The organism is Porphyromonas somerae, assembly GCF_022845615.1.
Taxonomy (GTDB): domain Bacteria; phylum Bacteroidota; class Bacteroidia; order Bacteroidales; family Porphyromonadaceae; genus Porphyromonas_A; species Porphyromonas_A somerae.
In genome coordinates this window covers 1,491,126-1,517,390 of sequence record NZ_AP025559.1, presented here as the reverse complement: position 1 = coordinate 1,517,390, position 26,265 = coordinate 1,491,126, and the positions used below count along the sequence as shown (strand labels likewise).

21 protein-coding genes are annotated in these 26,265 nt (G+C 45.7%); 5 read left to right on the top strand and 16 right to left on the bottom strand.

The window, feature by feature from the left end; all coding sequences use genetic code 11:
- Positions 1–36: 36 nt before the first annotated feature.
- From MWL85_RS06600 to MWL85_RS06550, 11 genes are all read right to left on the bottom strand, one after another.
- Positions 37–1,140 carry a DUF5074 domain-containing protein gene (locus MWL85_RS06600; protein ID WP_244400134.1) on the bottom strand — a complete coding sequence of 368 codons (1,104 nt, stop codon included), beginning with the start codon at positions 1,138–1,140 and terminating at the stop codon, positions 37–39.
- A gap of 29 nt (positions 1,141–1,169) precedes the next feature.
- Positions 1,170–2,657, bottom strand: coding sequence for a hypothetical protein (locus tag MWL85_RS06595; RefSeq protein WP_244400133.1), 1,488 nt, complete (start codon positions 2,655–2,657; stop codon positions 1,170–1,172).
- A gap of 2 nt (positions 2,658–2,659) precedes the next feature.
- Positions 2,660–4,633 carry a TonB-dependent receptor plug domain-containing protein gene (locus tag MWL85_RS06590; RefSeq protein WP_244400132.1) on the bottom strand — a complete coding sequence of 658 codons (1,974 nt, stop codon included), beginning with the start codon at positions 4,631–4,633 and terminating at the stop codon, positions 2,660–2,662.
- Positions 4,630–5,760, bottom strand: coding sequence for a DUF5074 domain-containing protein (locus MWL85_RS06585; RefSeq protein ID WP_244400131.1), 1,131 nt, complete (start codon positions 5,758–5,760; stop codon positions 4,630–4,632). The genes MWL85_RS06590 and MWL85_RS06585 overlap by 4 nt, the downstream gene beginning before the upstream one ends.
- 46 nt (positions 5,761–5,806) lie before the next feature.
- Positions 5,807–7,243 carry a lytic transglycosylase domain-containing protein gene (locus MWL85_RS06580; RefSeq protein WP_244400130.1) on the bottom strand — a complete coding sequence of 479 codons (1,437 nt, stop codon included), beginning with the start codon at positions 7,241–7,243 and terminating at the stop codon, positions 5,807–5,809.
- A 13-nt stretch (positions 7,244–7,256) separates the two neighbouring features.
- On the bottom strand, positions 7,257–7,934 hold the full coding sequence (locus tag MWL85_RS06575) for a DUF5683 domain-containing protein (protein WP_070706522.1): 678 nt from the start codon (positions 7,932–7,934) through the stop codon (positions 7,257–7,259).
- A complete protein-coding gene (locus MWL85_RS06570; protein ID WP_244400129.1) occupies positions 7,931–8,842 on the bottom strand; it encodes a ParB/RepB/Spo0J family partition protein in 912 nt (303 codons plus the stop codon). The genes MWL85_RS06575 and MWL85_RS06570 overlap by 4 nt, the downstream gene beginning before the upstream one ends.
- Positions 8,839–9,609, bottom strand: a complete 771-nt coding sequence (locus MWL85_RS06565; RefSeq protein ID WP_244400128.1) for a ParA family protein — start codon at positions 9,607–9,609, stop codon at positions 8,839–8,841. The genes MWL85_RS06570 and MWL85_RS06565 overlap by 4 nt, the downstream gene beginning before the upstream one ends.
- Before the next feature lie 119 nt (positions 9,610–9,728).
- A complete protein-coding gene (locus tag MWL85_RS06560) occupies positions 9,729–10,148 on the bottom strand; it encodes a Fur family transcriptional regulator (protein ID WP_026161614.1) in 420 nt (139 codons plus the stop codon).
- An 11-nt stretch (positions 10,149–10,159) separates the two neighbouring features.
- A complete protein-coding gene (locus MWL85_RS06555) occupies positions 10,160–12,082 on the bottom strand; it encodes a heavy metal translocating P-type ATPase (RefSeq protein ID WP_018027595.1) in 1,923 nt (640 codons plus the stop codon).
- A 786-nt stretch (positions 12,083–12,868) separates the two neighbouring features.
- Positions 12,869–13,405: an RNA polymerase sigma factor gene (locus MWL85_RS06550; RefSeq protein ID WP_018027594.1), complete on the bottom strand. Its 537-nt coding sequence runs from the start codon at positions 13,403–13,405 to the stop codon at positions 12,869–12,871.
- Between the two features lie 242 nt (positions 13,406–13,647).
- Here MWL85_RS06550 and MWL85_RS06545 point away from each other — a divergent pair, with 242 nt between their 5' ends.
- Genes MWL85_RS06545 through MWL85_RS06525 form a run of 5 tightly spaced genes read left to right on the top strand, consistent with a single transcriptional unit; the run spans position 13,648 to position 19,077 of the window.
- Positions 13,648–16,314, top strand: a complete 2,667-nt coding sequence (locus tag MWL85_RS06545; protein ID WP_244400127.1) for a transglutaminase domain-containing protein — start codon at positions 13,648–13,650, stop codon at positions 16,312–16,314.
- A gap of 7 nt (positions 16,315–16,321) precedes the next feature.
- A complete protein-coding gene (gene rpoN / locus MWL85_RS06540) occupies positions 16,322–17,770 on the top strand; it encodes an RNA polymerase factor sigma-54 (protein WP_244400126.1) in 1,449 nt (482 codons plus the stop codon).
- A gap of 55 nt (positions 17,771–17,825) precedes the next feature.
- A complete protein-coding gene (gcvH, locus tag MWL85_RS06535; RefSeq protein ID WP_018027591.1) occupies positions 17,826–18,209 on the top strand; it encodes a glycine cleavage system protein GcvH in 384 nt (127 codons plus the stop codon).
- Positions 18,210–18,255: 46 nt separating this feature from the next.
- Positions 18,256–18,771, top strand: a complete 516-nt coding sequence (gene purE, locus MWL85_RS06530) for a 5-(carboxyamino)imidazole ribonucleotide mutase (protein WP_244400125.1) — start codon at positions 18,256–18,258, stop codon at positions 18,769–18,771.
- A 54-nt stretch (positions 18,772–18,825) separates the two neighbouring features.
- Positions 18,826–19,077: a hypothetical protein gene (locus MWL85_RS06525; protein ID WP_018027589.1), complete on the top strand. Its 252-nt coding sequence runs from the start codon at positions 18,826–18,828 to the stop codon at positions 19,075–19,077.
- A gap of 1,342 nt (positions 19,078–20,419) precedes the next feature.
- Here MWL85_RS06525 and MWL85_RS06520 read toward each other — a convergent pair.
- Genes MWL85_RS06520 through MWL85_RS06500 form a run of 5 tightly spaced genes read right to left on the bottom strand, consistent with a single transcriptional unit; the run spans position 20,420 to position 26,052 of the window.
- Positions 20,420–21,781 (bottom strand): aldehyde dehydrogenase family protein, encoded by a 1,362-nt coding sequence (locus MWL85_RS06520; protein ID WP_021902811.1) that lies wholly within the window; start codon positions 21,779–21,781, stop codon positions 20,420–20,422.
- Between the two features lie 29 nt (positions 21,782–21,810).
- The gene (locus tag MWL85_RS06515) at positions 21,811–22,929 is read right to left on the bottom strand and encodes a 4-hydroxybutyrate dehydrogenase (protein WP_018027587.1); all 1,119 of its coding nucleotides are present in this window, start codon (positions 22,927–22,929) and stop codon (positions 21,811–21,813) included.
- A 17-nt stretch (positions 22,930–22,946) separates the two neighbouring features.
- On the bottom strand, positions 22,947–24,245 hold the full coding sequence (locus MWL85_RS06510) for an acetyl-CoA hydrolase/transferase family protein (RefSeq protein WP_244400124.1): 1,299 nt from the start codon (positions 24,243–24,245) through the stop codon (positions 22,947–22,949).
- 27 nt (positions 24,246–24,272) lie between these two features.
- A complete protein-coding gene (locus MWL85_RS06505) occupies positions 24,273–24,569 on the bottom strand; it encodes a NifU family protein (RefSeq protein ID WP_018027585.1) in 297 nt (98 codons plus the stop codon).
- Between the two features lie 19 nt (positions 24,570–24,588).
- Positions 24,589–26,052, bottom strand: a complete 1,464-nt coding sequence (locus MWL85_RS06500) for a 4-hydroxyphenylacetate 3-hydroxylase family protein (protein ID WP_018027584.1) — start codon at positions 26,050–26,052, stop codon at positions 24,589–24,591.
- Positions 26,053–26,265: the final 213 nt, after the last annotated feature.

The window sequence follows — 26,265 nt, the reverse complement described above, 5'->3', positions numbered from 1 at the left end:
CCTTTTGATACTATCGCACGAAGGCGATATTATTGATTAGCGGTTAGCTGGGAAGTAGAAACCGGCAGGATAAGCTACCTTATTTTCGTACTTCTTAACGAGCTTACCAGTGTCGCCAGAGAGATCTAGCTCAAGGATGGCATTCACATCGTTTTCACTCCAATCTTTGATACGAGTGATGTAGACGTGACCTGTGCGTGGGTGTACCCCTAGGCTATTGTAGGTGATAGTTCCTTCAGGATAAAAGCCTTCGCTAGCTACATCGACCATTGCCTTTGTTTCGTTTTTAGCAAAGTTGTGACGGTAGATGACTGAGCCACCACCGGCGTAGTAGATGATGTCGTCTTTTGCAACAATCACTGATGACCTGCCCCAGTAGTTATTTCCCATTGCCTTACCTTCATCACCAGTAATTTCATTTTGCTTGATGATAGAGAGGTCGTTGGAGTTAATTCTGTAAATGGTGCTCTTCTCACCTGCAGGAGTTGCTACAAACACATCTCTACGGCAAGCTTGTGCTATGCCCTTGATGGAAGCATCTAGTGTAAGCTCTTTGGTAACCTTATCTTCGTTTCTATTGATAGAGACTAGTTTCTTGCCTACTGAGGCTACTACTCTATTGTTTAGAGCTACCATTTGCATCTCGGAAGCACCGTCAGTGCCCTCTACCTTGGTGAGTTTGCCATTCACGAGGTCTAGACGATGGATAGCCTTTGCGTCACGAATAAAAATATTGTGTAGGTCGAGAATGGCGATGTGTGAAGGCTTTTCTAGATCTGAGATGAGTTCTGAGTAATCCTTATCTATGCTATAATCAGCAGTTTTTAGAGAAACCAATCGACCTTTGTGCGTTCCTTCTATTGGATCCTTGGCAATAACGTAGGTATAATCACTGAAGAAAGCGAGATCTTGTGCTGTGCCTCCTAGGTTTGATTTATCAACCTTAGACTGGTAGCCGCCTTCTGCATTAATGACGTCAAGGAAGCCAGTCTCTTTATTGTATACTCCTTCGTTGAGGACAAATACACGAGCATCATTTTTGCTCTTTTGTGAGTCTGGAGTCTTGTCAGAATCGGAGATACAGCTAAATAGCGCTAAGCTACTTAGTAGCGTGAGTAGTAGTAAATTAAGCCTTTTCATTGTTCTGTTGTTTATAAATTAATGAATACTTATTTATCTGGTATAGTAGCGGCAGTAAAGGTGGTGCTGAGTAGTTCTCCCTTCATTGAACCATTGCTAAATAAGCACCAGGATAGTCCATGCCAGCTACCATCTATTAGTTGTGTATTCCAAATACCAGTGCTGGAAAAGCCAAATGGGTTGAGACGTCTTTCTTTGTGAAAGTAAGACCAATAACCAATCTTGTAAAAACCTGTCTGCCATCTAGCGGTAGGGTCGCTGATGGTGAAATGGTCCGTAGCATCGTCCTTCTTTGGATCAAAGTCCACTATATGAACCCCTTGACTCTTGAGTGTGAGAACCTTTTCTTTGTATCTTATCTCATAGGGACTAGTACCAATGATAGGACGATAAGCAATGCTGAATAAACAAGTGCCACTTTTCATACCTTCACCGATGGCAATCAGTAGTCTAGGGTCTTGATTAGCGATCTCCTCTAGCATTTCACCTGCACTCTTCTTGCCGTCAAAACGATAGCCCCAGACAAGTGCTTCGGGTTGGTTTCCATCGTGCCAATTGATCACTAGCGCTGCCTTTTTGCTACCTGAGCCAATCCAATACTTGATGTCTCTGAATGCGAAGTAAGGATCTCCACCACCTAAGCTATTTGCTGGGTCGTAATTAAAAAGCTGTGTACTAAGTGAGATCTTATCCGTAGTCTCTAAGCTAATGGCCATTTCGTCGCTGAAAGGAACGGCGTTGCTCTCAATGTCGGTGGCACTGATATGTACCTTGGTATCTTTGTTTACCTCGGGAAGCCATAATAGGATCTTTTGACTTTCCTTTGGTTGCAGCTCTTGGACGTTGAAACTGAGTGGTAGGGAAGAGAGACTCTTTTCTCCTTTTAATTTGCCCTCTACATAATCATAAGTGGAACCTTCCCATAGCCATGGTGTATCGGAAGTGAGCTGCAGCTCCTTTGGTGCCGTAAGTGGTTGATCAGACTGATTGGATAGCTCAATAATAGAGAAGTGCCCAAGCGTGGAGAGCTGTAAGGATTGTTTGCCTGATGACCTGTGTAGAGTCGTCTCTGGTAGATAGATTGGTGGGTTAATGCCCTTCTCGCGAATATTGAAGGAGGGGTTCTTGTCATTATCTTGTAGTGGCGCTTGATAGGCTAGTAGAGTAGGGGTCGAATGGTCGCCCTTTCTTTTCACCTCCCCCCGAATGGTTAGTCCTGTGGTACGCATATCCTCAGGTAGGGTGATGGAAAGAGTCGCTTTCAGTCCATCGGAATGGCGGGTGGGGGTCAGTTCGTGGAGGGTGATGCTTTTGCCACCGCTGAGAATTTCTAGCGTAACTAGATCATCTTCTTGCCAGAAGTAGCTTAAATTTTTGCTTATCTCTTGGCCGGAGAACATTGCTGGCATGGAGAGTTCTAATTGAAGTTCTCCAGTATCAGGGGTAGACTCTTCGCCCTTACATGCTGTTAGGAGTAGCGATAGTAGGGCAAGTAGGGAAATGATAGTTTTCTTCATGATTAAAACCTTATTTGTAGTGAGCCGAGTACTGTGCGTCTAGGCATTGGGTAATACTTGGTCGATTCGTAGTAAGTGTTGAATAGGTTGTCTATCCTTATTTGCGGGGTGATAGCGTACTTTCCGATGGTATAATGATATCCGAAGAGTAGGTGGGATACATTGTAGGGTCGGGTGAAGTAGCTCTGGTCGGTGGTGATGTATCGTACACCGACATAAGAGGTCTGTAGGTTAAGGAAACAGCGAGCATAGTCAAGTGTGAAGCGGAGGCTCCACTTCTGCCGAGGTACGTAGGGAAGTTGGTGGAGGAGAGCCCCATCATCATTATGTTGCTTGGTGCGAGTAAAGGCACGGGTAAAAGCGTAGCTCCAAGAGAGAGAACTCCGAACCTTCTCTCCTGTGTAGGCTACTTTGAGGAGTAGGTCTGTGCCGTAGGAGCGTGTGTCTCTCTTATTTTGTGGTCTCCAAAGCCATTGATTGTGGCTCTGACCTGATCGCACCGTTTCATCTACTGGAAGCCAGAGGATCCAATCGTCAATATCCATAAAGTAGCCAGTTGCCTCAGCTGAGAAGTCTAGTGGGGCTTTGAAGGGGCGTATCTTGAAAAGTAGAGTGGCATCATAAGTGTATCCTTTTTCAGGACGAAGGTGGGGATTGCCACCTGGGTGCCAGTACAATTCATTGAGGGTGGGCTGTCGGTAGTTGTAGGAGAAGGAAGAGCGTAGGTGTAGCATCTCGGGGAGTATCGTAGCGGATGCCCCTAGGGAGTAGGTGAGGACAGGGCGTTGCCAGTCTATACTCTCAATCATCAATCGACCATCGGTAATTAGCCACTCTATAGGCTTGTAACGGAGTGCGTGGTGCCATGCGAGCATATCTCTAGTGGCACCTGCGATGGGATCCTCTTCTCTGCTATCCTCTGCTTTGGCACGGTCGTGGCGGTAGGTGAGGGCGGTATTGTAAAGCCACTTTGGGCTAAAGGAATGGCTAAAGTCAATGCTGGAGTGTACAGTCCGTGAGCCATTGAGATTATTGGTCGGTGGAAAGTAGTCGTTATCAAACCACCGATAATACTTCATACCATACTGTATATAGGCGATCTTGCCCTCCAGTTTACTAGCTCCAAAGTAACCATTGTACCCTATGTATCCTCTTAGGTTTTGCTCCTCTTGACGCTCGTGAACTGTGGTCTCAATACCTAGTGGCTGTGGTAGCATTCGATTGCCACGTTGATACCAAAGTGCCGATGAGAGAAAGGCTTGGTCTCCTAGCCGGAAGTGTAGTTCCTGCATAGCCGAGAGCATTGAGAAGCTTGCATCTTGTCTCCGCTCCTTAAAGGCATCAAGGCCTGAGACTTTATTGATGTATTGATAGTCATTATCGGAGTGCTGGTAGTAGGCTCTGCTTTTACCAGAAAATCGACGGGTGCCGTACCGGGCATACCCTTTGGCAGTGTAGGTATTGTATGAGCCATACTCGGCACCAAGGTCAAAGTGAGAAGCTCCGTCCCAATAGGGGAGGTTATCGATGTTGACGCTTCCGCCCACTGCTCCTGTGCCACTCTTGATATCGTTGGCACCGTGATAGAGAGCTACCTGGTCGGCAAAGAAGACTGGCATCTGGGAAAAGTCGAATATCCCTGCCATCACAGGGGTGATATTGATGCCATTCCAATTTACTCTTGTCTGAGCTGCACTTGCCCCACGAAAGGAGGCGGTAGCATTGGCACCAAGTCCTTGGCTCTTGACGCTGATAGAGGTGTTTTCGGCAAGTAACTCTGCCATATTTCTAGAGCTATTGATCTGTAGTAGCTCAATAGGTATTTGCTCTATTTTAGCTCCTGTATTAACTTCGGAGCGGGTGGTGATGGATTTGGAGACCACAAATAGCGTATCTAGTACGGTGGTCTGTTCTTGTGCATAAGAGGCTATGGTGCCAGCACAAAAGGTAAGTACGATGCTAAGAATTCGCTTCATTGCCAACCTCCTTTCGGTGGAAAGAATATGCGATTGGGGTATACACCAACCTTATAACTCCGTACTTCACCACCATCTTTGGGAAACTGACGAATATACCCACGCTGTGCTGAGTAATCGAGGCAGTCGCAGATAAAGACATCTCCATCGGGTGAGACATTCATACCATACATCATCTTCACTCCAGGGAGCTCGAGATATTTGGAGACTTTGTGACTGTCTACGTCAATGGTGAATAGGGTCTGTAGAGGTTGCCCCTCTTTTGACTGAGTGTATAGATTGATATAGATATATTGCCCAGTGGGGTCTATATCTACACGATTGTTTTTGGGCATACCGATGATATCGCCCTCCTGAGGCTCTGAGCGATCAAAGGATAGTGCCACCTCAGCTACGATCGTTTCGCTCTGAGAGTCGATAGCCGATAGCTTTACTCCATTGGGCAGAAGGCTAGTGCACCACACTCTCTGGTGATGGTCAACTAGCAATTGGCAACCACCAAGCTCCCATGGAATATCTAGCCCATCTATAAGTCGCATATTGGGTATCCATAGCTTTTCGGCATCTAAAATGGCAATTCCTCGATTGAGGTAGGCGCCAAATACCTTGTTTCTGACTGTAACCATCTGCTCTATGCCTGAACTTGCAGTGAGGAGTGAGATATACTCTAGTACCTCATAGGGTGGGGTGGTGCTGATCTTCACTAGCTGGCCATAGAGGTCACTAACCAGTGCGGTATTATTGGTCAGGGGAGTGATGTAACGTGGTGAGCCACTTTGGCTATACCGTAGGGAGGCAACAGACTTAAAGGTGGTGGGGTCTAGTACTTCTATGCGCCGACTATTATTAATGGCTACGAAAAGCTTGCCATTGATAAGCGTGATGCTTTGGGCAACATCGCCAAGCGGTCGCTGATTGATTGGCTCAAAGACATCCCAGTAAATGGTACCATCCTTATAGACAGCGGAGAGTGCTGCTGTATTGGTGGTGAAAAGCCCTTCATTGACCACTAGAAACTGGAGTGGGTTATCCTTTGAGAGCTGGATAGAAGGTAGCTCTGGTACTCTATCGCATGCCAATGCAAGTAGCGAGATGAGCAATACTATTAATCGATAGCACTTAGACATAATTGTCTTTGATATTTGCCGTGACAAGTGGGGTTAATAAGTGGAGTTAATAAGGAATAACCAATCGCTGACCGGGCCGTATGTTATTTCCACGAATGTTATTGGCTCGCCTTATCTTTTGTACGGTGGCTCCTTTATACTTTTGAGCTATTCCGCTCAGAGTATCACCTTTCTTTACTGTGTAATATCTGACCTTTGGAGAGGCACTACTTTGTTTGGAGCTTCTTTGGCTACTACCTTTGGAGCCGTTGATGGAGAGCTTTTGCCCAACCCTTAGGCTGTTACTAGAGAGGTTATTCCATGCTTTGATATCGTTGATGGTGACCCCGTATTTAGAGGCTATCTTGGAGAGCGTCTCACCTCGCCTTACGGTATGGGTGATCGCATGGGCAGCGGTGTCATTGCTAGACTCCTTAAGCTCTTCGGTACTCTGCTCCGACTGTCGCTTGGCGAGTAGCTGATCCTTTTGTATACTAAATGCAGTAGCATCGGCAGTGGGTAATCTAAGTATCTGTGTACCGTTATTGCCGGGGATAATCCTCTTTTTATACATTGGGTTGAGATCCTCAATCACCTTCATATCCACTCCACTGGCTTGCTGTATCTCATCGAAGCTGAGTCGGAAGTTAATATGTACGGTATCGGTGGCGAGAGGGACATTGACTATATTGGGTCGGATATCGTGCTCATCGTAGTGCTCCATAGCATAGAAAGCAGCAATGAAGAAGGGCACGTATGATCGGGTCTCACGAGGTAGGTATTGATAAATCTGCCAGAAATCGGTCTTACCTCCTGAGCGACGGATCGCTTTATTGACATTCCCTGGGCCACAATTATAGGCGGCAATGGAGAGCATCCAATCGCCGTATAGAGCATACATATCCTGAAAGTAGCGTGCCATTGCTTCGGAGCTCTTGTAGGGGTCGCACCGTTCGTCGACCATGCTATCGATATGAAGTCCGTAAGCCTTGCCCGTGGGGAGCATAAACTGCCAAAGCCCTGTGGCTCCAGCCCTACTGACAGCAGTTGGGTTGAGGGCACTCTCTACGATGGCGAGGTATTTTAGCTCTAAAGGCATTCCATACTTATCCAAGGCCGACTCTATGATGGGAAAGTAGTAGGTGGCCTTAGCAAGCATTAGGCTGAGCAGGCGACTTCGCTTATTGACATAGAGCTCAATGGCTTCGCGAACTATGGGATTGTATGTGAGGGGAATGGCACTCTCCATAGCGTGTAGACGACTGCGATAGAGTTGATCTAGTGTCCGAGTACTTTGGGTATTGGGCTTATCTCTCTTGGAGAGATTGTAATATTCTTTATATCTACGATTGAATAGTGAATCAAGGCTCATCTCAAAGCTTTCGGGAAGTCGGCCAAGATCCTCTATGTTTACCTCCTCCCCATTATTGGGCTCTTGACAGAAAAGTGCAGTGCAAAAGCCAAGTAATAGGGTAGCTGTAAGAAGAAGTCTATTCATCGTCATATGTCTAAAATGCTTAGAATGTAAGTGCTAATTGCACGCCTATCCCGCTGTCGGGCGTTTGTGGGGTGGAGGGGATATAGGCTGGGGCATAGGAAAGGGTGAGATTAGGCGAAATGTCGAAGCTATATAGCTCAGCATCGACATAGGCATCAATCATAAATAGGGCATAGATACCTACAGTAATGATGATGCTGAGATCGCGATTGCGTCGATAGAAGTCACGACCTCTCCTAAGTTGTTCGTGAAAGCCTGTATTATTGACATAGCTCTTGGGGTCTGCACCGTAGGGAATAAAGTCTTTCCAACTTTGATGCTCCATAGGTGTGGAGCTCTTGATGTCCCTAAATGCAGTTGCGTAATCAAGGAGGTTATTATTATTCCAAGAGATAGCATAGTAGCAAGCAGTATAGGCACCAATTACTATAGGGAGTTTCCAATATACTCGGTTGTACACTTGTCCACCACCAGGGATGATGCTAAATAGTACGGCTTTTGTGGAATTGGGTTGAAAGCTCTTTACCTCTTTACTCTTTTTATTTGGCACTACCTCTTCTACCACCTTGTCTCTAGTGGCACTTTGAACGACGGAGTCGGGAGGTATGCTATCAGTTGGCACAAGGTCTGCTTTGGCCGATAGCGATAGTGCCAGCCAAAAGAGTGCTAGCAATGAGATTTGCTGAACTCTCCTCATAGTCGGTCTAGCAGTGCAAGAATATGCTCAAGCTGGTCATTGGAGTCAAATGGAATATTTATTTTCCCCTTGCCCTGCTCACTGAGCGTCATGGTCACCTTGGTCCCAAAGAGACTTCTGAAGCGATTGGTGAGTAGCTCTACCTCTTCGCTATTGGTGGGTTTCCTTTTGCTGTTGTTGGAGGAGCGTGGTTTATCGGGTATCTCTTCCTCTGGCTCATTGTATAGCTTGACCATCTGCTCTAGGCTACGTACTGAGATGTGGTCTGCGATTACTTGCTCGTAGAAAGCTAGTTGCACCTCAGGATCGTCGATGCCTAGAAGAGAACGGGCATGCCCCATAGAGACTTTGTTATCCTTTAAGCCCATTTGTATCTCTGCAGGGAGCTTTAAGAGCCGGATGTAGTTGGAAATAGTGGCTCTCTTCTTGCCCACTCTATTGCTCAGCTCTTCCTGTGTAAGGTCGTAGCCTTCGATCAGCTTCTTAAAGGCGAGTGCTACTTCGATGGCGTTGAGGTCTTGGCGCTGAATATTTTCAATCAGAGCCATTTCCATAATCTGCTCATCTTCGGCGGTGCGTATATAGGCAGGGATGCGCTCGAGCCCAGCTATCTTGGCTGCTCTATACCTGCGCTCTCCACTGATGATACGGTACTTCCCTATATTATCAGAGAGTGCATGCACGGTGATTGGCTGAATAATACCTAGGTGCCTAATAGACTGTGCTAGCTCCTCGAGGGCTTCAGGGTCAAACTCCTCTCTCGGCTGCTCGGGATTAGGTATGATATCCTCAAGATTTATTTCATTAAAGGAGGAAGAGCCCTGCACATCCACATCACTGAGTGTTGGTGTGATCAGAGCATCTAGTCCCCTGCCAAGGCTATTTTTCTTATTGATGTTTTTGCTCATAATTGTTTGTTCTTCTCCAGAAGCTCGCGAGCTAGTTGAAGGTAATTTTGACTGCCACGAGAGTCTATGTCAAAGTCTAGCACCGACTGCCCGAAGCTAGGGGCTTCGCTAAGTCTCACGTTACGATGTATGACACTGGAGAATACTAAGCTCTTAAAGTGTTTCTTAACCTCCTCGTACACTTGATTGGAGTGACGAGTACGGGCATCATACATGGTCATAAGAAAGCCCTCAATATCTATCTTTGGATTGATTCTTCGCTTAACTACCTGCAAGGTGCTCAATAGCTTGCTGATCCCCTCCAGTGCGAAGTATTCACACTGTACAGGTATGATTACAGAGTCTGCTGCAGCCAAGACCGATACCGTGATGAGTCCTAAGCTTGGAGAACAATCGATAAAAATAAAGTCATAATCGTTTCGAAGCTGATCCGTAATCTTACGCATCACGAACTCACGGTCAGGGACAGAGACTAGCTCTACTTCTGCCCCAGAGAGATCGCTATGAGAGGGAAGTATCATGAGCCCTTCCACGGAGGTCTCCACAAGACACTCACGAGGATTGGCTTCGCCTAGCATGCAGTTGTAGACCGTCTTATTGGGTGATAAAGGGGTAGCTCCCAAGCCACTTGTTGCATTGGCCTGAGGGTCAGCATCTATGATTAGTACCTTTTTCTCTAAGGCCACTAGTGATGCGGCGAGATTGATTGTCGTAGTCGTCTTACCTACGCCACCCTTTTGATTGGATATTGCTATTACCTTTCCCATCTATTGCTCTATGAAGTCACTTTTTCACACTAGCAAAGGTAATCAATTATCTATTATTCCCCAAAAAGATGTCAGAAGTAGACGTGCCGGGGTGTTGGCAATGATTGAGGCTTATCTACTTAGCGCTTACAGTGTGGGCAAATCCCCTTGAGTATGAGTGTGTAGCCATCCACCTGAAAGCCCTCTGGAATGGCAAGCTGTGTAAGGTCCAAAGTGATACCTTCGAGGCAAATGGTTTCAGCACACTTCCGACAAGTGAAATGAGCATGGGTTGTGGGGTGTTCAACGCTCTCTACCTGACTTACGGCATACTTGGCAACGCCACTACCATCCTGTATTTGATGGATGAGACCAGCCTCGAGAAATAATTGTAGGTTCCGAAAGATACTACTCTTATCTATCGTGCGTAGCTCTACCTCTAGATCGCTCAGACTCATTGCCACAGTCGCTTCCTCTAGAGCCTGATACAAGAGGTATCTCACTGGAGTTACCCTCACGCCAAAGTGGCTTAGTAGCTTTGATAGTCTTTCTCGTTCCATAGTCTTTCCTATCATTCTTGAAGTGTTTTGGCTCTAAAGTAAAGTGCACGGAGTGAATTGAGTACTGCAAGGAGTGTCACACCTACATCGGCAAGTACAGCAAGCGTTAAGGAAGCAAAGCCCAATAGTGCCAAAATCATCACTGCAAACTTAAACCCTAGTGCAAAGATAATATTTTGTACTACAATCTTATGGGTATGCCTTGAAACTTCTATTCCTTGCACCACTTTATATGGGTCGTTACCTTGTATTACGATGTCTGCTGCCTCTATAGTGGCATCACTGGCGATACCACCCATTGCTATTCCCACGTGGCTCATGGTCATTACTGGAGCATCGTTCAGTCCATCCCCGACAAAGGCTACCCGATCATTTACCATCAGCTCCTCCACTGCCCTCATCTTATCATCAGGGAGTAGGGAGCCTCTTGCATCCTGAAGACCTATTTCTTTAGCTGTTGCTAGCACCACTTCTGGTTTGTCGCCAGAGAGCATCACCAGTTTATTGATTCCAAGGTGTTGGAGATCCGATATAGTTGCCTTGCTCTGAGGCTTTATTTGGTCGGAAAGAATTACAGTTGCTTTGACAGCTCTGTCTATGGCAAGCAGTACGGCACTTTCTCCCTGAGGAGATAGAGATTGGGGCACCTCAAGCCCTTCCTTGAGCATCATTCGTTCGCTTCCTACTAGTAACCGTTCGCCATTACTGCCAATTGCTGTCAGCCCCATTCCGGTAACCTCTTCAATGTCCTTTACTTCCTTCCGCTCACTATTTGTAGTGTGCCTCAGAATGGCTTGTGCCATTGGGTGGCTACTATGTGCTTCAACTGCCGATATGTACCCCAATGCATCTTCACTGCTGATGCTAGATGTGAGCACCTTTTTTACCTCAAACTCTCCTACTGTGAGGGTTCCAGTCTTATCGAATACTACTGCTGTGATCCTCCTTAATTCTTCCAAATAGAGTGCTCCTTTAAATAGTAGCCCATGACGACTAGTAGCCCCCATTCCGCTAAAATAGGTCAGAGGGACACTGATGACCAATGCACAAGGACAAGAGATTACCAAGAAGACTAGTGCCTTATAGAGCCAATCAGAGAACTCGTATTGGAAGCTAGAAGATGCCAAGCTCCATATCCATGGTGCTAATACTACAAGGAGAGCAAGCCCGAAAACAATTGGGGTATAGACTCTTGCAAATCGACGAATAAGTCGCTCTGTTTCAGGTTTTCGTTCGCTCGCCTCTTCGGTCATCTGAAGGATACGTGCCAATGTGCTATCCTCGTATGGTTTGGTCACTACAATATCTATAGGGCGTGTGCTCACTACACTGCCGGCAAGGATTTCTGCACCCTTCTCCCGCTCCTCAAGCATACTCTCACCTGTAAGTGCAGAGAGGTCCAAAAGGGCTTCCTCCGAGAGAAGCTTTCCATCCAGCGATACTCGCATGCCTGGGATTACTCTCAAGTAATCGCCCACTTGCGCCTCTTTTGCTGGTATCTCTTTTGTCTCTTGTCCCTCTATTTTAAGGACTGTTTGGCTACGCACATCGGCAGTCTTGGAGATACTGCGGCGCACCTTGTGTACCGCTTTATCTTGCAGGTACTCTCCTAATTGGTAGAGAAGCATAAGGAGTACCGCTTCATTTTGTTGGTCAATACAAAATGCCCCAATGGTTGCTATCGACATCAATGCACACTCATTAAAGAAGGAGTGCTCCTTCCAGAGGAGCTCCCACGCCTCTATAAGGACAGGAATTCCTACAGGGCAAAATGCGAGGATGTAAAGCACATCTTGTAACCACCCTTGTGGCCACCAACTCCAGAAGTGTTGGCCCACAACGATTAACACTAATATGGCTGCCGAAATGAAAATCGGCTTAAGGCTTACCTCCTCTTCCTCATGTCCGTGAACTTGACTATGATTATCTCCCATAATTCTTGTACCTGTTTGATTGTTATTACTTCCACAAAGATAGACCCTTTTCTCTGCAACCTAGTTGCAGAGTTGATCCTACTATAGCTCTACTGATAAGGTGGCAATAATTCAATTTTACCTGCGAACTTCTTGAGGAAAATAGGGCGTTAAAAGATGTTTTTGTAATAGGTTGATACTCAGTGTCGTATAAAGGCGCTAGTTTAGTTGCAACTAAGCAATCGGTTAGTTGCAACTAAGCAAATGATTAGATGCATCTAAGCAAATGCTTAGTTGCATCTAATTTTTTGCCTTGATATACCATCGGGTTATGAAGCTCTATAGCTAGGCTCAAAAGAGGCTAATTGGAGAATGGCACTTCGTGCAACATTATCGTGCACTTATTGAGCATTGCCATGATACAGAAAAAAATCACCCCGACGCCTTCCAGGCGTCGAGGTAACTGCAATCATCATTTAAAATCCCAAATGTATCGAATGTCAACCAAGGTCAACACCCGAGCAAGGGCTCTTGCCAACCCTTACTATCGTTGTCCAAACTTGGAGGCGCCTATTTTGCTTTCAAGTTGGCTATATCTTCATACTATATGCTAGTTAGCTTATGCAACACTCGGAGCAATGACCTCTCATTCACTCCCGTTAATTCCCTTTGTTGGCAAATATACACTAAAAATTTCAATTGCAAAGACTTTTGACTTGTAAATTTTCTGTTTCTCTAACATTAAAAGGAATGGCACCCTAAGAATAAACTCTTAAGGTGCCATTTTAGGTCACTTATAATGTGGATTTACCGATAGTCACTCAATTGCTCTTGAAGCTGCTTGCGAGCAAAGAATATTCGGCTTTTGATTGTCCCTATTGGGAGATCAAGTTGATCGGCTATCTCCTTATATTTAAAGCCCGAAAGGTAGAGTGAAAATGGGATCTGATACAATTCGTCTAATGCCTCTATTGCTTGATTGATCTCTTTAAGACTTAGCTCGTGATCGGGAGCCCCAAGACCCTCTGTATCTCTTTGGCTACCAATATAGGAGAGGTCGGCAGAGTCATCAATAATATTATTGGTCCGAACGCTTCTGTGGTAGCTATTAATAAAGAGGTTGCGCATCACGGTAAATACCCACCCTTTGAAGTTGGTGTTGGGTCGATACTTGTCTCTATTATCCAGCACCCTGAGCGAGGTCTCTTGCATCAAGTCTTCGGCATTTGTGGGATTAGCGGTTAATGAGAGAGCAAAGCTGTACATATTTGGCTGTAGGCCAACGAGCTCTTTTTCAAAGTCGGCTTGATCCTTTTTGGTTGGTAGTTTATGGTCGTTTATCATTACATATGTATCTGTTTCTGGTCTTTGATTTGCTTTTCAAATATACAAAAACTTCGGTAGATAATCTCCCCTGATATCTCTATTTTCTTTTTCTTAACAAAGAGACTCCTGCCACTATGAACGTCGTGCGATAATGGCCTTTCTAAGGTGTGGCCCCTACTTACTTGGGGTGGTGGCTTGGAGTGTCATTAAAAATGAGTACATTTGAGCACTTGATCAATTTGTCATCGTAAATGATACTTATGAAGCTTATAAGGAATTTTAAATGTCTTGCTGTGACCTCAGCGTTATGGCTTTCTTTAGCTCTTGTGGCTTGTGGGGGAGCTGAGAGTAAAAATGAGTCGCTATTCTCTAGTGAGGTAGTGCGTAGTGCCGAAAGTGCACTCTCTGATAAGTTGGCATACTTGGGTATTGAAGCTATTGACTTTGGTGACTCTCTCACTTCAAATGAAAAGGCCGCAATGACTTGGCTCTATGCCTATTCTTATACTCCTGATATATTGGATCATTCCCCTGAGTTTTATCGAGCCAATATCGATGTGGCAATCAAAGCGCGTCAGGAGCTTCCATGGGGAAGTAGCGTGCCACTCGATCAGTGGAGAGCTTTTGTCTTACCACTAAGGGTGAATAATGAAATTCTTGACGACTTTCGCACTACCTACTATGAGGAGCTTAGAGATCTTGTGAAGGATATGACCATGGAGCAGGCAGTGATAGAGCTCAATCACTGGGCTCATCAACACATTACTTATGCTCCTAGTGATGGTCGTACCTCTTCGCCTTTGGCTACTCTTCGAAATGCGCTAGGGCGGTGCGGGGAGCAGAGTACCTTTTTTGTTTCAGTATTGCGTACAGTAGGTATCCCCGCTCGGCAAGTATACACTCCAAGGTGGGCACATACTGATGATAATCACGCTTGGGTCGAGGCGTGGGTAGATGGCGAATGGCACTATTTAGGAGCCAGTGAGCCTGCTCCTGTACTAGACCACGCTTGGTTTGATGCTCCAGTGCTTAGGGCGATGCTCTTGCATACCAGGGCTTTCGGACCGTATGTGGGTAAGGAAGAGTGGCTTGGCGCTGATCTCAATACGACTGAGCTCAACGTCTCTGAGAATTATATCCCTGTAGCTCCAGCGATGGTGACCGTAGTGGATAAAGAGGGAAAGCCACTGGAGGGGGTTAAGGTGACCTTTAGAATTTATAACTATGCCGATCTCTATCCTGCTGTAACTCGCACTACCAATCGATTGGGTGAAGCCTCGGTAGAGCTAGGTTTTGGTGATGTAGTGGTGGTGGCTAGTCGTAGTCCGCAGGACATGGCGATAGGCAAACTCACTAATAAAGAGGGCGGTGGTACTCTGAAGCTTACTCTAGGTGATTGGAGTGAGGTCCCCTCTGAGATGCATCTGACCATCACACCTCCTATTGAGAGAGTGCCCCAAATTGCCGTCACGGAGGAGATGGAGCACATCAACGCTAAGCGAATGGAGGAAAATAATGCCCTTCGCCAATCATATACCGATACCTTCCCTACTGATGAACAGGCAAATTCATTGACTAAAGAGCTAGGACTTTCTGGAGAAAAAGCAGCACAGCTATCACGTCTGTATAAGGAAAGTCGTGGTTATCATAGGGAAATTGCCGACTTCTTAAGATCTTCGGCACAGCAGGGTAAAGTCCAAGAAGCGATGGCGATATTAGCCTCCTTGACCGATAAGGATCTCCATGATGTCAATATTGACGTGCTGAGAGAGACTTTGTCGCGTGATCTCACCTCTGTTCAATGGAGTGATGCCGACCTATTCTCTCCTAGAGTGATGTTGGAGCATCTCTATCCTGTCCAGAAGCAACTCGATGAAGCGATTAAGGAGATAAAGAGTGCTCACCCTGAGTGGGAAACTCTTTCTATAGCAGAAAAGGCCAAGACGCTTGCAATGGTGGTTGATGGATTTAAGGTAGATGAGTCATATAATCCGAGGGGTATTGTAATGAGCCCAGCAACTGTGTGGCAGTATAAAGTTGGTGATTTGCGTAGCCTTCAGGTGCTATTGGTGCGTTTGCTTCGTACAGCAGGTATCTCTGCGAAGTACGACACAGCTAATGGTGTGATTCTTTTCAAGGACGAGCAACAGCGTGCAGAGATTTTGCCATTCAAAGAAAAAACTGAAAGTGAAGAGGTCAGTGCCGACTGCCAGCTTCTGCTCTCCTATAAGCCTGAAGGATACCTCAAGACACCTAAGTATGAGACCAACTTTTCAATAGGCTATGTCGATGATGAAGGACAGCTATCTACTTATGGCTTTGATTGGCAGCTTCCATATGATCAAGTCTCTGGGGCTAAGCTCCTCCATAATAGAAATTACCTTCTTACGGGTACAAGGCTTGCCAATGGTGCGGTATTGATGGCTCTGCGAAAACAGGAGTGTGGCAAGGTCGCTCCTCTCCTTTTTGATCGAGATGAAACAGCAATTGGTGTAATAGGAAGCCTTAATGCCGAGTCTCTTTACCACGATCTAACTAGCGATAGCGATAAGTCACTTATTAGTTCTACTGGGCGTGGGTATTATCTCCTTATTTTAGGACGTGCCCATCATGAGCCTACCGATCACATCCTGCGAGATATGCAAGCGATAAAGGGGGCTGATGGAAAGCTTTTGTTGCCTACTGTGGTACTTATCAATGACCCCTCTGCTGAGCTGAAGTCGCTATTGCCAGAAGCAATTTGGGGTGAGGATAAATGGGATATAGAGTATGACTTCGTGAAGAGCAACGAGCTATCTGGCAGGTTGGATAAACCAGTGGTGATCATTGCAGATACATTCAATAGAGTGGTATTTGTCTCCCAAGGTTATACCATCGGTATTGGTGAGAGGGTGGCTCAGATTGTAGAGGAACTCAAGTCGAAGTGACAGAATTATGACGACCGATGGTCATAGTAGCAAACTAAAGCAAAAGCTCGCGCAAAACCTCTCCACCTGGCAGATACAGGTGATGAATATGGTGATGCTTCCTCATACGGAGCTAGCTGAGCGTGTCAAACAGGAGCTGATCGAAAATCCAGCACTGGAGGAGGGACATGACTCGGATCCTGATGAGCCTCTTGACAGCCAGTCTGACGAGATGCAATCTGAGGAGGAGATCTCCATGGATGACTATGCAGATGTGGATGACATCCCTGAGACCACTCTGCGTCGCTACTATGAAGGGCAGAAAGGTGCTGATGAGATTCCTTTTGCAGAGGAGCAGAGCCTTCAAGAGTCTCTTAATGAGCAATTGCCATTAACCGAACTGAGTGAGCGAGATCAGCAAATTGCTAGTTTCCTCGTTGGTAGCCTAGATGATGATGGTTATCTCCGGCGATCACTGCTGGGTATTTCGGACGATTTAGCAATCTACCAGGGTGTAGAAATATCGGAAGCACACCTTACATATATATTGAGTGTAGTGCAGAGTTTGGAGCCTGCAGGGATAGCAGCTCGCTCTTTGCAGGAGTGCCTGATGCTACAATTGGAGCGTCGTAAGCCTACCGAAGTGGTGCAACTAGCGCGAAAGCTTGTAAGAGACCACTTTGATGAGTTGACTCACAAGCAGATTGACCGTCTTTCAGAAAGTACTAAAGCAAGTGAGGAGGAGCTAAGGGCAGCTATCCGTTTGATTACTAGTCTCAATCCCAGTCCAGGGCTAGACTTTTCTAGTAAGTTGCAGGATACGCTGATGACGGTGATACCCGACTTTGAGGTTACTGAGCGCGATGGGGAACTTCTGGTGACACTCCATAGTGGTGATATACCCGAGGTAAGAGTAAGCCATGAGTTTGAGGAGCAGCTACAGGAACTTACTCAAAGAGAACCTAAGGGTAAGGAGGAGCGTGAAGCAAGTCGATTTGTTAAGCAGAAGCTTGATGACGCTCGCGGGTTTGTGGAGATGATCAAGCAACGCAATAATACCCTCATTACTACCATGATGGCGATTGTCCGGTTGCAGCGCGAATATTTTCTTACGGGTGATGTGGCGTTGCTTAAGCCGATGATTCTTCAGGATGTGGCCGATATAGTAGGGTATGATGTCAGTACCATCTCCAGGGTGACTAGTACCAAGTATGTGCAAACCGATTTCGGGATCATCCCTTTGAAACAACTCTTCTCTGAGGGTATCACCAATGATGACGGAGATGAGGTGACTACGCATTCGGTAAAGCAGTTGTTGAAGCAATTGATTGAGGAGGAGGATAAGAATAATCCCCTTTCCGACGAAGCTCTCCGACACAAATTAAAGGAGGAGGGATTTACCGTAGCACGCCGAACAATAGCTAAGTATAGAGATGGTTTGGGCATACCTATTGCGAGATTGAGAAAAGTTTGGTAACTTTGGCGAATAAAAGTTGTAAATCAAAACAAAACTAAAAACAAAAGACGCAGTTATGAATTTTCCAGAGAACTTGAAGTACAGCAAGGATCACGAATGGTTCCTTATAGAAGGCGACAAGGCCACTGTAGGTATCACAGACTTCGCTCAGAGCGAGCTTGGTGAGATCGTATATGTAGATGTGGAGGATAGCGTAGGTGAGGACATTGCAGCGGGTGAGGCTTTTGGCTCAATTGAGGCTGTGAAGACTGTTTCTGACCTTCTTACTCCAGTAGCATTTACTGTAGATGAGTTTAACGAAGAGCTCGAGGACGCTCCTGAGCTTGTGAATAGCGATCCATACGGAAAAGGTTGGATTATCAAGGTGACCCTTGAGGATCCTGATCAGGTAGGTGATCTGATGAGTGCTGAGGAGTACAAGGCACTTATCCAGAAGTAAGAGAGTCCAAAGCTCTGTTTACACCCTATTAATATATTAGTAAGAGATGTCTTTACAGCCAAGAGTAAGCATTATTATGGGCAGTACTAGTGACTTGCCTGTAATGCAAAAAGCAATTGACCTACTAGAGCAGATGGAGGTGCCTTATGAGGTACACGCCTTGTCGGCACATAGGACTCCAGAGCAGGTAGAGACTTTTGCTAGGCAAGCTGAGGGGCGTGGTATTAAAGTGATCATCGCTGCAGCTGGTATGGCGGCCCACCTATGTGGAGTTATTGCAGCTTTCACCACACTCCCAGTGATTGGAGTGCCTATCAAGTCGACCCTTGAGGGGATGGATGCTCTACTTGCTATCGTACAGATGCCTCCTGGAGTGCCTGTGGCAACGGTAGGTATCAATGCTTCTCTTAACGCTGCACTGCTAGCCGTCCAGATGCTTTCATTAGCAGATAGTGACCTAGCAAGCAGATATGCAGCTTACAAAGAGAATCTTAAGCAGAAAATAGTTAAGGCCAATAAGGAGCTCCAAGCTCTAGAAGGGCTTAAGTATAAAACAAATTGAATTGTTCACAAGAACTTATCTTTTATTTATCACAACATTTTTAGAGATTGTATTATGAAGAAGTTATTTATCGCAGCAGCCGCTGTAGCAGTTGCTCTCGCTTTCACTTCATGCAAGTCTGAGTCTAACAATAACGACCAGCAACAACAAGCTGAAGAGGCTATCGAGACTGTTCAGGAAGGTGTTGAACAAGGTGCTGACCAAGTGGTTGATACTCTTGATTCCCTTAAGAACGAGGTAAAGGAAGGCGCTGAGGCTGCTGAGCAAGTGATGGAGGGTGCTGCTGAGAATGCACCTGCAAAGTAAATTGAGATTGTGACTTGCGGTGTTCTGAATACCGTTGTTGTAGTCTAATTACTTTAGGATGCAATGAAGATGGGTCGATTGCCGTATGGCAGTCGACCCATCTTCTTATTATGTATGACGGGCATGTCATACATCTGTGGTGGAAGTCCACTCGGGGCGTAGTTGCCAACGAACCCCATAGCGACTTGCAAGTTTCAAGGGGCGACCCTTGGGAGAGAAGAAGCAATAGCGAATTCGTGGCCTGACGAACAGAAACCTAATACCAAGGCGTATCAAGCGGACAAGCTGGCCTAAGACAGTGAAGTTCCAAAAGGCAACCGTAACCTTGATGCGTAAATTAGGCAGGTAAACGATGAAAGATGTATGGCTTATCCCGTGAGGCCTCGGCAGTCCTATAGGATAGTAACAACGAATGTCGAGGAGTCAGCAGAGGTCGAAGTAGCCGTTCTCGTGCAGGACAAGGCGAAGGACCGAATAATTCGTAACGTTAATCAAGAATGTATGTTCCGATGTCTTTGCTGACGAGTGGCAACGTTCAAAACGTCAATGCGAGCGCCCACATAGAGCTAAGCACGTATGCATTGGAAGCGGAAATTAAGAAAGACGGGAGATGAAACTAATCGAATATGATTAGTCTCTCTTTGAAAACGAATTAAACCGCCGTATGCCGAACGGCACGTACGGTGGTGTGAGAGGGAAGGAAACGAAAGTAGGTCAGAAAACTTTCGTTTCCCGACCTACTCGATTGTGGAGATAGTACGAGCGTAACTATCCATATGTTTTGAGACCGTTGTGCGACGCCAATCAGTGGTATTACTTTAGATCCTTCCGCACGATCATGTGAGTAAACAGCAGTGTCATGTGCTCCTACCTGTAGGCACTTGGATTGATTTCCTTATTCTATGCCATAGTTTCATCGTAATGGCTCTGTGTGTAATTCCTATTTTCTTCCTCATTTTCGTAAGATAAGATACCTATCTCAGCTATGGATTTGATGCATTGTCGAGTTCGTATCTCGGACCTCGACGAGTTAGGAACTAAGTGAACATTGAGTTTGTAACTAAGCAATTGTTAAGTTTCGAACTTGATGATTGCTTAGTTACGAACTAAACTTTTGACCAAATATCCATTGTGACTTATCTCTGATTGCAAGGCCTTTTGAAGAGGTGAGAAAATCACTCAAAGCTCATCTGCAATGACATACTAAACTATTCTCTCCAGAAAAACGACAAGGGTTACGCATATGCGTAACCCCTGGTCCAATATGTGAGTGTTACATGAAGGTGAGCTGCGGTGTTGCTTAAGCATTGCATCTCATCCTTCGTGCAACACACTCTATTAATCAATTCATTGACCAGATTTCATCATCAGTAGGGACGTGGATGGTATCGGACATCCGTGCAATACGTGTGATATTGAGTAGATGCTTATAGGTCAGGTTCTCTGAGATTGAGTTGTTCCCCCAAGTGCCACAACCTAGAGTAGTGGTTACAGATAGACCATTTTGGATAGAACCACCAGCAGTGATAGAGCAAGGGGCATTGACGATGAGTCGAGAAACCTTGATGTCGTTACCGGCCTTGATGATATTACCTTGGTTATTGGAGTGAATACCAGCTGAGTGCCCGCTTCCCTCCATATTAAGGTTGGCGTTGGCAAGAGCTATTGCTTCGTCGAAGTGATCGTAAGGAAGACAGGTCATTACTGGACACATTTTCTCCTTGCAGATAAGATCGGCTTGAGCTACTCCCTTTGCAGGTACTACTAAAATACGGGTGTCTTTTGGAATCTCGATGCCAGCCATTTTGGCGATGATCTCTACGTCCTTACCCACTACATCTTTACTAATAGTCCCATTTACAAATATGGTATTGACCATTTTATCGTGGTATTCTTCGGGTACGAAGTAGGCTCCATTGCGCTTGAAAGCCTCAAAAATCTCCTCCTTATACTTCTTTGGGTAGATGAAGCACTGCTCTCCAGAGCAGATGATCCCATTATCAAAGGCTCTACCCTTGATGATGATCTTGGCGGTTTCATCAAAGTCATTGATGTTTTCATCAATAATAACCTGTACGTTTCCAGCACCAACACCGAATGAAGGTTTGCCAGAAGAATAGGCGGAGTGTACCATACCCATCCCACCAGTAGCTACTACTACGTCTACAAGCGACATCAGTTCTTGAGTCTCATTTAGACCAGGTTCGGCTAGGTATTGTACTAGGTTTTCAGGGACTTTATGCTCTTTCAGTACCCCTTTGATTAGTTCAATAGCATGTCCAGAGCAGTTCTTGGAGCGTGGGTGTGGAGATACGATGATAGCATTCTTTGTTTTGAGTGCAAAAGCAATGTTGGCCATAGGGGTCACGATAGGATTCGTTGTAGGAGTGATAGCGGCTACTACCCCTACCGGCTTTGCTATCTTAATTAATCCCGTGCCTTCCTCAATGTCTATTACCCCCATAGTTTTCTTCCCTTGGAGGTTCTGCCATACGCCTTTGGACTTATTGCGGTTCTTTGCCACCTTGTCCTCGTAACGTCCCATGCCGGTCTCATCTACTGCCTCTCGTGCAAGTATCTCGGCGTTGTCATAGATTACCTTGCAGAGTGCCTTAACTACGCTGTCAGTACTCTTTTGATCGAACTTCCGCTCAAATTCTTGCTGTGCCACTTTAGCAAGTGCCACCATTTCTTTTATTTCCATAATGTATTGTGATTAGTGAGTTATAGTTCTTAGAATAGTTTCTTATAAATATCTCTGATCTCATCTCTGCTGAGTGCCACGTAGTTATTGGCAAGTAGTCGCTGTTGGGTCGCGAGGACAGCATCAGCAAAGCCCTCTATCTCCTCCTCCTTCATGCCATAAGTGTGTAGTGGATTCTTGGAAATAAGTGCCGAGAGAAGGTGATCTATTTCTGCAAAAACCTCCTCTGGTGTGCACTGTAGTTCCTTAGATAACTTCTGCTTTAGCTCTGCGATGCGCCCATTGGGGTTCTTACGCTCATAAGCCATAAATACCTCGGTAAAGAATTGGTAGTTAGCTTCGCCATGAGGGACATGGTAAGCGCCTCCGAGAGGGTAGGAGAGAGCGTGGACTGCACCAACTCCAGCATTGCCAAAGGCGATGCCAGCAAAGTTGCTCGCCATAATCATCTTTCCCATTACCTCAAATCGATATTCCTCACCTTTTTCCTTGATCTGGCGGAATACATCAATAATGATTCGCCAAGCTGCTTCGCTAAATAGCTCGGTATAGGGATTGGCCTTAGGTGAGACGTAGGACTCTACTGCGTGGATCAATGCATCAATAGCGCTACAGGCGTAAAACTTAAAGGGGAGTCCTTTCAGTAGCTCAGGAATAATCACAGCATTGTCTGCGACAATTGCATCATCCGCTAGACCCATTTTGGTCCCCCGACTCTTAATCTCTGCAATAGAGATATTAGTCACCTCGCTACCGGTGCCACAGGTAGTGGGAATCACGATCAGCTGTTTCTCCTTCTCGAGAGGGATCTGCCGGTCAAATGCTCTGAGGACATCATCCTTTAGCCCCTTGAGGACAAAGAGCTTGGAAATATCGATAACAGTGCCTCCCCCGATGGCAATGACTCTCTCAAAGTCTTTCCCCTGAACATTGAGGAGAATTTTATTCATCATCTCGTCGGATGGTTCGCCCAAGCCATACTTCTCCTGCATCACGAAGTGGCATTTGAGGTGGCAAGCCTTCATAAAAGGCTCATAGAGAAAATCATTGGTGATTACCAAGTCTTTTTCACCCAGATTAAATGCCTTGGCAAAGTCTGCAAAGGTATCAAACTGGTCAATGGTTGTTTTAAGTTTAAATAGTTGCATATCAGTATTGTTATAGATTAGTGTGAATACTTTTCTCTGTAAACCGCCTCAAGTTCAGGTCTGAATGAAGGGTGAGCGATAGCAATGAGTGCTTCTGCACGTTCGCGAAGGGTTTTCCCCTTTAGTTTTGCGATGCCATACTCTGTCACTATGTAGTCCACATCATTGCGAGAAGTAGTAACGGCAGCTCCCTCGGAGATAATAGGTACGATGCGAGATAGTTTACCGTGTCCAGCTGTTGAGGGCATAGCAATGATACTTTTGCCATCTTTAGACCGTGCCGCACCTCTCACGAAGTCTATTTGCCCGCCAACTCCACTGATCTGACGAGCTCCAATACTCTCAGAGACTACCTGCCCCATTAGATCCACTTCTACACAACTATTGATGCTAACTACGTGATCGTTTTGAGCAATAACCCAAGGGTCATTGACATAGTCCACGGGATACATCTCCACGTCATTGTTATTGTGTACAAAGTCGTAGAGTACTTGAGTGCCCATGAGAAAGGTTGCTACTATCTTCCCCTTATTTATTTGCTTACGACTACCATTAATAACGCCCGAATTGACTAGTTCGACCACTCCATCCGAGACCATTTCAGAGTGAATTCCAAGGTCCTTCTTATCCTTTAGGAAGAGCAGGACAGCATCTGGAATAGCTCCTATCCCGAGCTGTAGTGTATCGCCATCATCCACTAGTTTAGCGCAATATCTCCCGATGCTCTCCTCTACTTCTTTGATTTCTGTAGGTGCGATGTAATGGAGCGGATAGTCTGCTTTGACTACGTAATTCATCTTGGAAATATGTATGAGGTTATCTCCCCCTATGAATGGCATTTGTGCATTCATCTCGGCGATAACCACCTTGGCTTTTTCGGCTGCGGGCTTAGTATAATCGCAGGAGACTCCAAAGCTACAGTACCCTTCTGCATTAGGGTAGGAGACCTGTATCAGTGCGACATCAGGGTGCAATAATTCACCTGGATTCATCATCGCTGGCACTTCTGAGAAATATCCAGGGAAAAAGTCCACTCTATTCTCTTTCATGGCTTGACGCATATTGCCTCCTATGAAGTTTGTAATATGTTGTAGGTGGCCTGCCATCTCTGGTGGGTTGCAGATTCCCTTGCCCAGTGTAAGCATATGAAAAACGCGTACATTGTGGTATGCTTGGTAGTTATTTATCAGAGCATCCACACACAATTGAGGTGCACCGGCTGCATGTGCTACGACTACGAGGTCGTTGTCTTTAATGTGTGTAACAGCCTCTTCCGCAGAAATCTGCGGAACACTATACAATTTACTCCAGTCCATACAAGTGATTGGAAATATGATGGTTACTTATTTACGAATAATCTTGAGTGCTTCTTGGATTAAGCTAGGGCTTACCCCTCTATCCACTTCTACCTGAATGGTGGTGTCGTTAAGAGCGTCCTGCAGGGATTGTAAAACAATTTCCTCGATAGTGTCGTTAAGGGAAGGGCAAGATTGGCATGTCCCCGTGACCTTAAGGCGAATGGTATTACCTTTGATATCAAGGAGGTGGAGGTCACCCCCGTGTACTTGGAGCTGAGGCTTGATGACCTCTTCAAGTACACGGGAGACCTTCTCCGTTGTTATTTGGGATTTTAAGAGCATCTTATACTCTCCTTTTTTATTATTTGCGATCCAATGTGGTATCTACACCTGCTATAGTTCTAGCAAGCTCCTTTTTACCCTCCATATTACATTGTCTAGAAATCATAATGCGCTGAGCTTGTGGTGAGCCAGCACCATGCAAGCTCTCTGTGCGGTAGCCTACAGCTGCTGTCCCTAAGCAGAGATTCTCAATGAGGCGCAGTATTCGCATACGGTTGGTAGTATCGGTCCCCTTTGCACCAGCCAAATACTTCTTTACGATAGGACCAATCTCAGCATGCTTTAGATCTGCTTCGGATGGCATCGTCACCATAAGACCTCCAGCAATATCCTCAGCAAGGCGAGTGATATCGTATGGGAAGCGTGTTACATTCTGCTTGCAAACATTCGCAAGCAACATATCTATCAGGTAGTTGCCAGATGAAGTGGCCTTGCCTTCAGCCGAACAAGCGATGCCACAGCTGTAGAGAGTTTCATTAAGGTGTACCATTTCAATGAGCTTATCCTTGATGTGAGAAGCCTTGGGTACACCATTGTAGTCGGCAGCTAGTGCTGCAGCACCAATTAATACGTCACCTACACCTACTTTGCAACCACCATAGGATTGTCTGTGGTAGCCAGCAAAGCGCTCAACCAGCATATTAGTGAACTGGTACTCACGGCACATAAAGATGCGCTCATTAGGGACAAATACATGATCCATCACAAAGAGGGTTTCGTGACCACCAAAGGTGGCATTACCGAGGTCTATCTCTGCCCCTGGCTCTAGTTTTCGGGTGTCGCAAGATTGGCGGCCATAGATAATGGTCACACCCTCGGCGTCGCTTGGTATTGCAAATGATATAGCGTAGTCGGCATCCTCTTCTCTCATCGTGCAGGTGGGCATTATGAGGTGCTCGTGAGAATTGACCGAACCCGTCTGGTGTGCCTTGGCTCCTGTTACGACGATGCCATCAGGGCGAATCTCATTGATGTGGACGTAAAGATCAGGATCCTCTTGCTGGGATGGAGAGCAGCTACGATCACCCTTGGGATCGGTCATAGCACCATCCACTACTAGGTCATTTTCCTGTACATACTCTACATATTTCCTAAAGCGTTGGTGGTAGTCTGTGCCTAGAGCTTCGTCCATTTCGTAGGTCGTACTCCATACAGCATTGAAAGCATCCATACCGACACAGCGCTGAAAGCATGAAGCTGTCTTTTGTCCCAATAGGCGTTGCATCTTAACCTTATTTACGAGATCTTCAGTGCTCTGATGGATGTGGCAAAAGCGATTAATGGTGTGTCCTGTGAGGTTGGACTTAGCAGTCATCAAGTCCTTGTACTCCTCTTGTTGTGCCAGTTCATAGGTCATCGCTAGAGAGTTAAGGGATGGTCTCATCATAGGGTGGTCCACAGGATTATCGATTTTCTTTCCCATAAACCATACATTTAGGTTGAGCTTCCTTAGGCTCTCGATGTACTCTTCTCTTGTTTTCATTTACTACTTTTTTTAGTGGTTTGTATTAGTTGTATTTACTTGTTATTTTTCCACTATTGTTTTTATTGCTGAAGAGAAAGTTGAGAAGGTACATTGCACTATCTCTATTCTAACTATACCATAGGGCAAGATGCCCCTATCTGTGGAGCAACTATGGGTACACCAAATAAAGAGGATACACCTCTTTTATGGGTAAAAAATAGTCTATCTTAG

Coding starts and splice junctions, on each gene's coding strand:
- MWL85_RS06600 (WP_244400134.1), bottom strand. CDS start 1,140: ATGAAAAGGCTTAATTTACTACTACTCACGCTACTAAGTAGCTTAGCG.
- MWL85_RS06595 (WP_244400133.1), bottom strand. CDS start 2,657: ATGAAGAAAACTATCATTTCCCTACTTGCCCTACTATCGCTACTCCTA.
- MWL85_RS06590 (WP_244400132.1), bottom strand. CDS start 4,633: ATGAAGCGAATTCTTAGCATCGTACTTACCTTTTGTGCTGGCACCATA.
- MWL85_RS06585 (WP_244400131.1), bottom strand. CDS start 5,760: ATGTCTAAGTGCTATCGATTAATAGTATTGCTCATCTCGCTACTTGCA.
- MWL85_RS06580 (WP_244400130.1), bottom strand. CDS start 7,243: ATGACGATGAATAGACTTCTTCTTACAGCTACCCTATTACTTGGCTTT.
- MWL85_RS06575 (WP_070706522.1), bottom strand. CDS start 7,934: ATGAGGAGAGTTCAGCAAATCTCATTGCTAGCACTCTTTTGGCTGGCA.
- MWL85_RS06570 (WP_244400129.1), bottom strand. CDS start 8,842: ATGAGCAAAAACATCAATAAGAAAAATAGCCTTGGCAGGGGACTAGAT.
- MWL85_RS06565 (WP_244400128.1), bottom strand. CDS start 9,609: ATGGGAAAGGTAATAGCAATATCCAATCAAAAGGGTGGCGTAGGTAAG.
- MWL85_RS06560 (WP_026161614.1), bottom strand. CDS start 10,148: ATGGAACGAGAAAGACTATCAAAGCTACTAAGCCACTTTGGCGTGAGG.
- MWL85_RS06555 (WP_018027595.1), bottom strand. CDS start 12,082: ATGGGAGATAATCATAGTCAAGTTCACGGACATGAGGAAGAGGAGGTA.
- MWL85_RS06550 (WP_018027594.1), bottom strand. CDS start 13,405: ATGATAAACGACCATAAACTACCAACCAAAAAGGATCAAGCCGACTTT.
- MWL85_RS06545 (WP_244400127.1), top strand. CDS start 13,648: ATGAAGCTTATAAGGAATTTTAAATGTCTTGCTGTGACCTCAGCGTTA.
- rpoN (WP_244400126.1), top strand. CDS start 16,322: ATGACGACCGATGGTCATAGTAGCAAACTAAAGCAAAAGCTCGCGCAA.
- gcvH (WP_018027591.1), top strand. CDS start 17,826: ATGAATTTTCCAGAGAACTTGAAGTACAGCAAGGATCACGAATGGTTC.
- purE (WP_244400125.1), top strand. CDS start 18,256: ATGTCTTTACAGCCAAGAGTAAGCATTATTATGGGCAGTACTAGTGAC.
- MWL85_RS06525 (WP_018027589.1), top strand. CDS start 18,826: ATGAAGAAGTTATTTATCGCAGCAGCCGCTGTAGCAGTTGCTCTCGCT.
- MWL85_RS06520 (WP_021902811.1), bottom strand. CDS start 21,781: ATGGAAATAAAAGAAATGGTGGCACTTGCTAAAGTGGCACAGCAAGAA.
- MWL85_RS06515 (WP_018027587.1), bottom strand. CDS start 22,929: ATGCAACTATTTAAACTTAAAACAACCATTGACCAGTTTGATACCTTT.
- MWL85_RS06510 (WP_244400124.1), bottom strand. CDS start 24,245: ATGGACTGGAGTAAATTGTATAGTGTTCCGCAGATTTCTGCGGAAGAG.
- MWL85_RS06505 (WP_018027585.1), bottom strand. CDS start 24,569: ATGCTCTTAAAATCCCAAATAACAACGGAGAAGGTCTCCCGTGTACTT.
- MWL85_RS06500 (WP_018027584.1), bottom strand. CDS start 26,052: ATGAAAACAAGAGAAGAGTACATCGAGAGCCTAAGGAAGCTCAACCTA.